Annotated in this window: 9 protein-coding genes; 2 read left to right on the forward strand and 7 right to left on the reverse strand. The window is 31.3% G+C overall.

What is annotated here, in order from left to right; genetic code table 11:
• Nucleotides 1-38 precede the first annotated feature (38 nt).
• Both CCE28_RS18225 and CCE28_RS18230 read right to left on the reverse strand, forming a co-directional pair.
• Nucleotides 39-1,382 (reverse strand): M20 family metallopeptidase, encoded by a 1,344-nt coding sequence (locus CCE28_RS18225; RefSeq protein ID WP_095135162.1) that lies wholly within the window; start codon nt 1,380-1,382, stop codon nt 39-41.
• A gap of 119 nt (nt 1,383-1,501) precedes the next feature.
• Entirely contained in the window at nt 1,502-2,176 is a 675-nt protein-coding gene (locus CCE28_RS18230) for a Crp/Fnr family transcriptional regulator (protein WP_095135163.1), read from the reverse strand.
• Nucleotides 2,177-2,371: 195 nt separating this feature from the next.
• Here CCE28_RS18230 and CCE28_RS18235 point away from each other — a divergent pair, with 195 nt between their 5' ends.
• Nucleotides 2,372-3,640: an NAD(P)-dependent oxidoreductase gene (locus CCE28_RS18235; RefSeq protein WP_330396886.1), complete on the forward strand. Its 1,269-nt coding sequence runs from the start codon at nt 2,372-2,374 to the stop codon at nt 3,638-3,640.
• 65 nt (nt 3,641-3,705) lie between these two features.
• On the opposite strand, the gene CCE28_RS18240 is transcribed toward CCE28_RS18235, so the two are convergent.
• Complete coding sequence (locus CCE28_RS18240; RefSeq protein WP_095135164.1) at nt 3,706-4,581, reverse strand: hypothetical protein; 876 nt, start codon at nt 4,579-4,581, stop codon at nt 3,706-3,708.
• Between the two features lie 204 nt (nt 4,582-4,785).
• On the reverse strand, nt 4,786-5,694 hold the full coding sequence (locus CCE28_RS18245) for a vanadium-dependent haloperoxidase (protein ID WP_095135165.1): 909 nt from the start codon (nt 5,692-5,694) through the stop codon (nt 4,786-4,788).
• A 227-nt stretch (nt 5,695-5,921) separates the two neighbouring features.
• On the opposite strand from CCE28_RS18245, the gene CCE28_RS18250 reads away from it, so the two are divergent.
• Nucleotides 5,922-6,938: a hypothetical protein gene (locus CCE28_RS18250; RefSeq protein ID WP_095135166.1), complete on the forward strand. Its 1,017-nt coding sequence runs from the start codon at nt 5,922-5,924 to the stop codon at nt 6,936-6,938.
• Between the two features lie 59 nt (nt 6,939-6,997).
• On the opposite strand, the gene CCE28_RS18255 is transcribed toward CCE28_RS18250, so the two are convergent.
• The 3 genes from CCE28_RS18255 to CCE28_RS18265 form a co-directional block, all read right to left on the reverse strand.
• The gene (locus CCE28_RS18255; RefSeq protein ID WP_095135167.1) at nt 6,998-8,086 is read right to left on the reverse strand and encodes a GerAB/ArcD/ProY family transporter; all 1,089 of its coding nucleotides are present in this window, start codon (nt 8,084-8,086) and stop codon (nt 6,998-7,000) included.
• Nucleotides 8,087-8,115: 29 nt separating this feature from the next.
• Nucleotides 8,116-9,213, reverse strand: coding sequence for a GerAB/ArcD/ProY family transporter (locus CCE28_RS18260; RefSeq protein WP_095135168.1), 1,098 nt, complete (start codon nt 9,211-9,213; stop codon nt 8,116-8,118).
• A gap of 16 nt (nt 9,214-9,229) precedes the next feature.
• Nucleotides 9,230-9,702 (reverse strand): GerAB/ArcD/ProY family transporter (locus tag CCE28_RS18265; RefSeq protein ID WP_176461909.1); only part of this gene is annotated, 473 nt, incomplete at its 5' end.

The raw sequence follows: 9,702 nt of genomic DNA on the forward strand, positions 1-9,702 counted from the left end.
ATAAATTTATTATTAGTCCCAATAGCTGGGATATTGCCTTATTTCAACAATTTCAAGAATGCACAAGAATAAATTTCCATAGCCATTTTCATTTCATCTAACTTGATATACTCATTTGGCTGGTGCTCAGTTTGGGCAGAATAAGGAAAGGTTGCCCCAAAAGCTACACAGTTATCCATGGCCCTAGCATAAGTAGCTCCACCTGATGAAATAGGCGAATTTTTTGAATCTCCTGTAACTTCCACATAAGCTTCCATTAATGTGGTTACGATTTTAGAATCAAGAGGAGTGTATATGGATCTTAAATAATCATTTTCTTCAATGACAAAACCATATTTTTCTACAGTTTCACTTAACTTATTTAAAACGAATTCTTTATCAACACTTACTGGGATTCTCATATCAATATTTAAAATTTCATTATTCTCATCAATGTTTATTTTTCCAACATTAAATTTTAAATGGCCAGATACTTCATCTTCACATTCTCCAAAAATCTTAGTGGCTAAGGCATCTTCTAAAATATTTTCAACTATAAAATCAATACATTTTGATTTTAAGCCCATTTTATCCATTGCAATTAAAAGTCTACATATGGCATTTATACCTTTTTCAGAATCCTTAGCATGGACGCTTTTTCCAATGACAGTGATTGTATCATTATTTCTTTTATACTCAAAATTTAACTCTTCCAGACATTCTACCAAAGAATCTGAATCTGTAGCCTCATATGAAATTTGTGAAGGCACTGAGTTATATGCATCTCCTCCATTTAAACGGATAGGAGTTTCATTTTTTGCAATTAAGTTCACTTGTAAAAGTCCCTTTTCTGCATAGGTTAATGGGAAATTTGAATCAGGAGTGAATCCGTAATCAGGAATTCTTTCCTTTTTATTGTACTCATTAATGCCTCTCCAAAGATTTTCTTCGTCAGTTCCAAATATAAATCTTACTTTCTTGTTGATTTTAACATTACTATCAATTAAAGATTTAAGGGCATACATGGCTGCTAATGTGGGTCCTTTGTCATCTTGAGTTCCTCTACCAAATAATTTACCATCTTTAATTACAGGATCAAAAGGATCAGTATCCCATTTTTTTAAATCTCCTGCTGGAACTACGTCTAAATGGCCTAAAACACCAATCATTTCATCTCCATGGCCATAGTCCGCATATCCATAGTAACCATTTGGATCATAGAAGGTATGAAAACCTAGTTTCTTCGCTATAGCTAAAGTTGCTTTTAAGGACGCATCAATATTTTTACCAAAGGGATAAGAACTTTTATCATCCTCATAAACGCTAGGTATTCTAATTAATTCTTGAAGGTCCTCAATAAATTCATTAAAATTTGATTCGATTTTTTCTTTTATTATTTTCATAATCAACCCTCTTTATAGTATTTATTTTTCATATAAAATTTTATATGAAAAATAAATAAAAATCTGTAGTATAAACTACAAATTTGTATAAATGAAAAAATAATCAGAATATTATCTGATTATTCTATAGGTATATTAGTAAGTTTTTTAAGACCATCAATATCTTTAATTATTATTTTCCTGTCTTTAATATCTATAAGATTTATATCTTTAAAGAACCTTATTCCATTAGTAACCGTAATTCTATTAAGGCCTATTCTATTGGCAATCTCTTCGTGAGTAAATATAATACTTATATTAGCTCTTGAATTTACATTTTCTGTATAGTAGAGCCTTACAAAAAAATCTGCCAATTTCCCAGTAGAATCATTAAATTGCAAATTAGCTAATTCTAGCATAATCATTCTATATTTTTTTACGATACTAACTAAAAAATAATTATACATTTCAGGATGCTCTTTTAATTTAGATTCTACTATTTCTCTATTTACCACAGATATTTTTCCTTTGGTTAAAGCTTTACTTACAACAAAGGCTCTATTTTCATCAAAGAAGTCAATTTCTCCAAAAATATTGCCCTCGATTATTCTATAGAAAAATATTTCATCACCATTTTTAGAGTACATGGCATGATTGAGCTCCCCTTCAAGTACAATGTAAATATTATCAGCATGGCCGGGATTAATAATCTGTCCTTTGCTAAAATTCTCAATTTTACCATGCTTTGCTAAATTATTTATAAAAAAAGTATCCATCTTTTTTTGGATAACTTGATCAAATATTTTTTCATACATGAAGCATTCTCCTTAACTGAGCAATTTTCATACTTGAAAATTTATTGTTAAATAAATGGATAAGAATCCATAATCCATTTATATATTGTATCATTGCCACCATATCCTTTCAAGGGCAGGAAATTTATATATTTATCTTACATTTATACATATAGATTATAGATAAATTACTTGGGCATAATAAAAAGAAACTTCATGGAAATGATTAAAGGTGTGATAAATATGAATAATGTAGTAGAAGAAGCTAAACGATGTCTAAGATGTAAAAAGCCCATGTGTAAGTCCTATTGTCCCGTATCTACTCCCATAAACGAAGTGATAGATACCATGTTTGAAAAGGGCATATATGATGCAGGTAAAATATTATTTGAAAATAATCCCTTATCGGCAGTATGCGCTTTAGTATGTCCCCACGAAAAGCAATGCAAAGGGAATTGTATATTAGGAAAAAAATCCTATCCAATTAATTTTGGAGAGATAGAGCATTATATATCCCTTTACTATTTGGACAAACTTAAAATAGAAAATCCCATAGATGAAAATAAGAAATTGGCTATTATAGGATCAGGTCCAGCTGGAATTACCTTGGCCTTTTTATTAGTACAAAAGGGATATGATATAACCATATTTGAAGCCCATGACAAAATTGGAGGCGTATTAAGATATGGAATTCCTGAATTTAGATTACCTAAGAGTATACTAGAAAAAATGGAGATAAAGCTAGTGGAGGCTGGAGTGAAGATAAGGCCTAATACATTAGTAGGTCCAGTCATAACACTAGAAGATTTATTTAGGGATGGATATAAGGCCATATTCATAGGAACAGGAGTATGGAATCCAAATAAGATGAGGATTAAGGGTGAAACCCTTGGGAATGTCCATTATGCCATAGATTATCTAAAAAATCCTGAAGTCTATAGGTTGGGAAAGAAAGTATGCGTCATAGGAGCAGGGAATGTGGCTATGGATGTGGCTAGAACCATAGTTAGAACTTCATCAGCAGACGTGACTATCATGTATAGAAAGGGAAAAGAAGACATGCCTGCAAGGGAACATGAAATAGAATATACACATTTAGATGGTGTGGAATTTGAGTTTTTTAAATCTCCAATAGAATTTACTTCAAAGGGAGTAAGATACGAAGAAACTAAATACGAGGATGTGGATGGAGAAAAGAAATTTGTCACCATACCAAATAGTGAAGACTTTTTTCAGTGTGATTCCATAGTAGTAGCCATAAGCCAAGGGCCAAAGGCAAATATAGTATCTAACTCTAAAGGTATAGAAGTAAATAAAAAGGGCCTTGTCATAGTGGATGACTGTGGAAGAACTACTAAGGAAGGAGTATTCTCCAGCGGTGATGTGGTAACAGGTGCTAAAACAGTAGTGGAAGCTGTAAAGCACTCTAAGAAGGTTGCTGAAGCCATAGATGAATATGTAATGGATATAATGAGTAAAAACTAGTGAGAATTCATCATTCTCACTAGTTTTTATTTAAATGTATTAATCAGATCACCATATTTTCCTACTTACTCTTTATTCACAATAGAATCTATTGATGTCTTTATTTTTATAATAAAATCCTCTTCTGGATTTAATTTTACTGCCACATCTATGAATTCTTTTCCACTCTTGAAATCTCCCATGTTGGCATAGGACCCAGCCACTGTGGCATATGCATGGGCAATATTCTCTTTTTTACTTAAATAGGGAATAGCCATACTCATAGAGTCTATAGAGTCCCAATATTTATTTAGCATGTATTCAGCTTGTCCCTTTATGAAATATAAGGAAGATAATTCAGGGTCATATTTTAAACCTATAAGAGTATATTCTAATGATTTATCATAATTGTTATGATTTAACTCTTTAGATCCTAAAAGACTATAATAATAAGCTATCTCTTCTTTTATATTAGATTTTTTACCATAAATATAAAACTTATCTTCCGTCATTACTAAATCCATAGGAACTTCATTCTTTTTTTTCTTATTATTTATAGCAAAATCACAAGTGTTTTTTATTTTAAAAGAAAGGATTCTATCGTAAAGTACATCCTTCTCTTCATCAACATAGGGTTCTACCTTTGAATCTAAGTCACAATCTATTAGTTTATAATTAGAGTAGATTTGACTTTCTAAATTTTTAGCCAATGTATATTCTTCTAAAGTAACTTTATCAGTATATTCTTTACTAAAGAGTTTATAAGCCTTATCACATTCCTTTTTATTTATATAGTTAAAGTATTGAGAGATAAATTTTTCTCCTCTTTCTTCCATACTAGGAGTATGGGCTATAATTTCAGAATCTACTAATACATTATAAAGCATATAAACTAGAACACCATTTGCACATAGACATAAGATCAGTAATAATGTTAAACTTAAATTTTTTTTCTTTCCCATAAGAACACTCCTCTAGATGTCAATACACTTAAAATTATTCATAATAGGCAGAAGATATTTTAGTATAGATTCTGCTTTTTAGAAAAATACAACTATCTATATTATATAACTTATATCCTATTGAGAGGAGGAAAATATCATATTTAATTAAGAATATAACCATGTTTCTTTCACATAAAGTAAATCCCCTGTCTATACAGGGGATTATTCTTTATTACTTTCAGAGTTGTTGCCCTTAATAGATACTCCATAGATTTTATCCAATCTGTTGTAGGATGTTTCTTCAGCAGGCTGTATAACTTGAGTATAGGGAGGAGGAGGTAACTTAGCATGTCGATTTTCTAGGATTGGATAATCTATGTGGGAAAGATCACTATCATATTGTTTATCTAACTGTTCAACTACTAATTTTCCAATTTGACGCCCAAGGCGCAAACCTTCACTATTGTCTATTGGAAAATGTACACCTGCATATAAACGAGAGATGGCGCATTGATCAGCTAGTTCTTTTAGTCTAGCTGATTCTGATTCAAAGAAGTAACTTAAAACAATCTGTGCACAGCCCGCTACTGTAGCATGACCAGATGGATATGAGGCGTGAAGTGGTGTAGGAAGATAACTAATTAAGTCTTGATCAAGTTGATTTGGTCGCGCAATATTCCAGCGGAATTTAAAATACCATGCTACTGCAAAGGCATCGTTCAATGCTCCTTGAGTTGCAGCTAAAATACGTGCTGCCCTAGGAGCTGTTATTTCGTATGTGTCTATTAATATGTCTATAATAGGTGTCCATTGCTTAGTTGCAGGACCTGTACCCCAATAGGTAGCAATAAGTTCTTGCCGTTTAGTCAAATATTTTAGTGTTTTTTTCACTTCATCAAGCTGTCTACCTTCAAAATCTATAGATGAATCTGGTTGACGTATTGCAAAGGCAATTGTATTTCCCTCATCATCTATAAACTTTCCAAATTTATCTCTTTTTAAAAAATAAGTAGGCCATGAACCAGATGTAGGATCCTCGGCAGGTGGGACTCGCTTTTCTTGCGCATATGAAAGTTGTGACCAATAACGAGGAACATTTACTTTCTTATCAATAGGATTACAGTCATGCATTTTATATCCCCCAAATTAAATTATTTTTAATAAACATTTTATTTTCCATGTATGTACTTAGTTACACTTTCTTTAAATAATTAATAGGCATATTATTGCTACTTTCTGTAGAAATTCAAATTGGATTATTACTGATTTGAAGTGAATTATTAAGAAAATTGTAACTTTTTCTGGAATAAAATTGTATTATAATTAATTAATAGATTGAATTTATGGAGGTTAACTATATGAGGAAGCATTTAAAAAAAGGAATTCTTTTCATTTCTTTGGCGCTTATACTAACAGCATGTAACTCTGGCAAAGTCGAGCCTAGTAGCACAGATAAAAATACAAAGGTAGAAACTATAAATAATGAAGAAAGCATTAAAGTAGCGGAGGATTTTGAAAAAATTCTAGCTAGTGGAGCTACTATTGAAAAAATGAAGAAGTTCATTGATGATAATATTAGTAAGAGTGATAAGGATACGGTCGATAAGATGGTAAATGAACTTATAAAACTTCAGAAAGAAAATTTAGAAAAAGAAATGGAGAAATTTTATAATGAACAGGACTTACATACTTATAATGAAATAAATAAGTCCTATGAAAAGGTGAAGAGTGACCTTGATGAAGGTTATTCATTTGCAGGAAAGACAAAGTATATTTTAGCAGAGAATATAGAGGACGAAAAAGTTGCAAATAATATTATGAAATTATTTAACAAGGGATATGGATTATCAAATAGTGAAGGAAGTTATTACCCTGTGATTGACTATAAGATAATGAAGGAAAATTATATAGAAAATATTAATGGTATGACTGCTGATTACCTTAATATTATGACAGACAATCTGGATGAATCAACTACTGTGGAAGAATATCTTAGTGTAAGTATTAGTGAACTGAAGGATAGAACTTTAGAGTATGAGGAATTTTTAAAGAATTATCCTAATTCACCATATATGGAAGATGTTAAGATACAATATATGGTATGTATTTGGAAACTTGTAAATCCTAATATATTTGACGGAATGCTTGATCAGAATTTTAAAGTTGTAAGTGAATTAGAAGAAGTATATAAAAGTATTCTTTTAGACAAATCACATACTGTAACCCATGAAGCAGTTCAAGGAATAACAGAGTTTATAGATAGTAAAAAGGGTGTTCTAGGAAGCTTGGATAATATGGATGACCTGATGAATATATCCTATAAGCTACATGACAGAGCAGCTGAAAGAATAAAAGAACTTTATTTATCAGAATAAAAATTCAATTATTTATATAAAAGAATAAAATCACTCCTCCTAAATAAGGGGAAGTGATTTTATATTTTTCGAAATAAGGATACTATAAGTAACAGTAAAGGTAGAAAAAAACCATAGGCTAGAACATGAGGTAGCCAAGTTGTAGCATTCCATATATCCTCATACATACTACTGGGATATACTACTAGAGAAAGAACCGTTAAAATCATACCCATGGGTAGTGTGAGTGAATGATAATCCTTCAAATTTAAGATTTGAGCAATACCTATAACAGATCCATAAAAATATAGAATTATCTTATAAAAGATGGTAATGAACCAGATAATGGCTATTATTGCTTCGATTCTTTCTATAAAGTTTCCTAAACTTATCTTTTTAGCGAGTGCATAGCTGGCAAATGCATTTCGTGCTGTCATATCATGCCCCAATACTAAAATACACAAGGTAGCTATAAGGAATATTATAATGCCCCCTATTAATGTACCACTTAAAAAGGATTTTTTAGCTTCTTTTAAGTTATTAACATAAGCAGGAAAAATCATCATAAGGGTAATGAGTGTAAGAGAAGAAAAGGTACAATAAAATAAACCTCCCTTTAATATAGGCTTTATTCCATATTCAAAGACTGGTTGTATATTTTTAAATTCTATGTCGGGCAAGATAAAAATCACTAGGATTATGAGAAGTCCAATAACAAAAGGATATAAAACCTCTGCTGCTCGTGCGAAAGTTTCTAAACCTAGGCGTGTTCCTATGATAATAATAAGAGCAAAAAACGCATTGGTATACTGAATAGGAGTCTCTGGCATTATTTGGGTCGTTATGAAATTTCCTGCAGTCCACAAAATCATTGAACAATTTATAAATAAAAAGGAAATAAATAAAAGAGAAAGTGTTTTTCCCAGCCATTTCCCTAGTACCTTCTCAGTGTACTCTATTAAAGTCATATTGGAAAAGTAATTTCCTACAGTATTGTAAATGCATACTAATAACAGTCCTAATATATTACCTACTATAGCAGCTAACCAAGCATCTTGCTTAGCGTCTGCAGCTAGACCTACTGGACTGAACAGGATGGAAGTACCGATATAACACATGGTTACTAATATTCTAAATTGACGAGGACTTATTTTCCAATTGTTAAACATATTGTTCTCCTTGCTTTAATTTTAAAATATTAAATTTCTTTTTTATTTTTAAATAAAGATACTATAAGTAACAGTAGAGGTAGAAAAAAACCATAGGTTAGAACATGGGATATCCAAGTTGTTGCGTTCCATACACTAGCATAGACGGTATTTGGATATACTACTAGAGACAGAGCTACTAAAATCATGCCCATAGGTAGAGTCAGAGGCCTATAATCTTTCAATTTTAAAATTTGACCAAGACCTAAAATAGTTCCATAAAAATATATAATTGTCTTATAAACGATGGTAATAAACCATATGATGGCTATAATTGCTTCGATTCTTTGTATAAAGTTTCCTAAATTTATTTTTTTAGCAAGTGCATAGCTAGCAAATGCATTTCGTGATGTCATATCATGACCTAGTACCAAAATGCATAGGATTGTTATAACAAGTAGGACAATTCCCCCTAGTAATATGCCATTTGAAAAGGATTTTTTAGCTTCTTTTATATTATTAACATAAGCAGGAAAAATCATCATAAGGGCAATAAGTGTAAGAGAAGTATAACTCGCATATGATAAACCTCCCTTTAGTATGGGTTTCATGCCATATTCAAAGACTGGCTGTATATTTTTAAATTCTATGTCAGGTAAGATAAAAATCACTAAAATTATGAGAAGTCCAATGAAAAAAGGGTATAAAAGCTCTGCTGATCGTGCAAAAGTTTCTAAGCCTAGGCGTGTTCCCATAACAATAATAACTGAAAAAATCATAATGGTATACTGAATAGGAGTCTCTGGTATTATTTGGGTCGTTATGAAATCTCCCACAGACCATAAAACCATTGCACAATTTATGAATAAATAAGAAACAAATAAAAGAGAAAGTGTTTTTCCCAGCCATTTACCTAGTACCTTCTCTGTGTATTCTATTAATGTCATATGGGAAAAGTGATTTCCTATAGCATTGTAAAGGAATACTAATAATAATCCTAATATAGTACCTACTATAGCAGCTAGCCAAGCATCTTGTTTAGCATCTGTGGCTAGGCCTCCTGGAGTGAACAGGACAGAAGTACCAACAAAACACATGATTACTAATATTTTAAATTGACGAGGACTTATTTTCCAATTGTCTAACATATTGTTCTCCTTACTTTTATTTGAAAATATTAATTTTCTTTTTTGGTTTTTGAAATAAAGATACTATAAGTAACAGTAGTGGTAGAAAAAAACCATAGGTTAAGACATAGGGTAGCCAAGTTGTACTGTTCCATATACCAGAATAAACGGTATCTGGAAATACTACTAGGGAAAGAGCCACTAGAATCATACCCAAGGGTAGAGCAAGTGGACGATAATCCTTTAAATTTAAGATTTGAGCAAGACCTAAAACAGCTCCATAAAAATGCAGAATCATCTTATAAAAGATGGTAATGAACCATATGATGGCTATAATTGCTTCGATTCTTTGTATAATGTTTCCTAAGCTTACCTTTTTAGCAAGCGCATAGCTAGGAAATGCATTTCGTGCTGTCATATCATGTCCCAATACTAAAACACACAGGATAGTTATAAGAAATATTACAATTCCCCCTATCAAAGTGCCACTTAAAAAGGATTTTTTAGCTT

Origin of the sequence: Anaeromicrobium sediminis, from assembly GCF_002270055.1 — a bacterium.
GTDB classification, from domain to species: domain Bacteria; phylum Bacillota; class Clostridia; order Peptostreptococcales; family Thermotaleaceae; genus Anaeromicrobium; species Anaeromicrobium sediminis.